A 2,168-nucleotide genomic window follows, 5' to 3' on the forward strand; every position below is an offset into this window, starting at 1 on the left:
GTGAAGCTGACGTGGTTTGAAGAGATTTTCGAAGAGTATAAAATATTCAGGTGACGCATAGATATAGTTAATTGAAGCTTTGTTTGAAATCTGATAAAATAATGATATTACTAAGTTTTAAAAACTAAAGAAAAGGGAAGATATGATTACAGGCGAATTAAAAAATAAAATCGATCAGCTGTGGGAAATTCTTTGGACAGAAGGAAACGCAAATCCTTTAACAAATATTGAACAGTTGACTTATCTCTTATTTATGAAAGATTTGGATAGTGTCGAGCTTGGACGTGAAAGTGATGCTGAATTTCTAGGGATTCCTTATGAGGGAGTTTTTCCAAAAGATAAACCTGAATACCGTTGGTCAACTTTTAAAAATATAGGAGATGCTCAGGAAGTTTATCGTTTAATGACTCAGGAGATTTTTCCGTTTATTAAAAATCTCAAGGGGGATACAGATGATACAGCCTTTTCACGATATATGCGAGAAGCTATTTTTCAAATAAATAAACCTGCTACGCTTCAAAAGGCAATTTCTATCTTAGATGTTTTTCCAACTAGGGGATTAGATGTAGATTTTGATAATGACAAACAAAGTATTACTGATATCGGAGATATCTATGAATATCTGTTATCAAAATTGTCGACCGCAGGTAAAAATGGACAGTTCCGTACACCTCGTCACATCATCGATATGATGGTTGAGTTGATGCAACCGACTATCAAAGATATCATCTCAGATCCCGCTATGGGTTCTGCTGGCTTCTTAGTATCTGCTAGCCGTTACTTAAAGCGTAAGAAAGATGAATGGGAAACCAATACAGATAATATCAATCATTTTCATAATCAGATGTTTCATGGAAATGATACGGATACGACTATGTTGAGACTTGGGGCGATGAACATGATGCTACATGGAGTAGAAAATCCACAAATCAGTTACCTTGACTCGCTGTCTCAAGATAATGAAGAAGCCGATAAATATACTTTGGTTTTAGCAAATCCTCCTTTTAAGGGCTCACTTGACTACAATTCAACCTCTAATGACCTTCTTGCAACCGTAAAAACCAAAAAAACAGAATTACTCTTTCTTTCTCTTTTCTTGCGAACTTTAAAACCAGGTGGACGAGCAGCAGTTATCGTACCTGATGGTGTCCTTTTTGGTTCGTCTAAAGCTCATAAAGGAATTCGTCAGGAAATTGTAGAGAATCATAAGCTTGATGCTGTAATCTCAATGCCTAGTGGTGTGTTCAAGCCTTATGCTGGAGTTTCAACTGCTATTCTCATCTTTACAAAAACTGGTAATGGTGGTACTGACAAAGTCTGGTTTTACGATATGAAAGCGGATGGTTTAAGTTTGGATGATAAGCGACAACCGATTAGCGACAATGATATTCCAGATATTATCGAACGCTTTCATCATCTTGAAAAAGAAGCAGAACGTCAGAGAACGGATCAATCTTTCTTTGTTCCAGTTGCTGAGATAAAGGAAAATGATTATGATTTGTCTATCAATAAATATAAAGAGATTGAGTATGAAAAAGTTGAGTATGAACCAACAGAGGTCATCTTAAAGAAAATCAATGATTTAGAAAAAGAAATTCAAGCTGGCTTAGCAGAGTTAGAAGAATTACTCAAGTAGGGAGGTGGCTGTATGAAAAAAGTGAAGTTGGGGGAAGTCTTATCTCTAAAAAAAGGCAAGAAAGCCACTGTACTTGCTGAACAAACAACCCTAAGCCAACGTTATATTCAAATAGATGATTTAAGAAATAATAATAATTTAAAATTCACTGAAAGTTTAAATATGACTGAAGCACTTCCAGATGATATTCTGATAGCATGGGATGGTGCTAATGCAGGAACAGTTGGCTATGGGTTATCGGGAGCTGTTGGTAGTACAATTACGGTCTTAAAAAAGAATGAGCGATACAAAGAAAAAATTATATCAGATTACTTGGGAGTCTTTTTGGAAAGTAAATCGCAGTATTTACGAGATCATTCAACAGGTGCAACAATTCCTCATTTAAACAAGAATATATTACTTGATTTACAATTAGAATTGCTAGGTATCGAAGAACAAGAGAACATTATTTGTATTCTTAATACGATTAAAAGGCTTATTACTAAAAGAAAATTGCAGTTAGATGAACTAAACTTGCTCGTCAAATCCCGAT

At 35.1% G+C, this 2,168-nt stretch carries 2 protein-coding genes; both read left to right on the top strand.

Features of this window, described 5'->3' with window-relative positions:
• Positions 1–142: 142 nt before the first annotated feature.
• Complete coding sequence (locus HT671_RS11190; RefSeq protein ID WP_000627747.1) at positions 143–1,636, top strand: class I SAM-dependent DNA methyltransferase; 1,494 nt, start codon at positions 143–145, stop codon at positions 1,634–1,636.
• Positions 1,637–1,648: 12 nt separating this feature from the next.
• On the top strand, positions 1,649–2,168 hold a 520-nt coding region (locus tag HT671_RS11195), incomplete at its 3' end, for a restriction endonuclease subunit S (RefSeq protein ID WP_172923168.1).

Origin of the sequence: Streptococcus sp. 2741 (genome assembly GCF_013276315.1) — a bacterium.
Classification (GTDB): Bacteria; Bacillota; Bacilli; order Lactobacillales; family Streptococcaceae; genus Streptococcus; species Streptococcus pseudopneumoniae.

Bases quoted from the DNA above. Each gene is read 5' to 3' on its own strand.
- HT671_RS11190 (WP_000627747.1), top strand. From the start codon at position 143: ATGATTACAGGCGAATTAAAAAATAAAATCGATCAGCTGTGGGAAATT.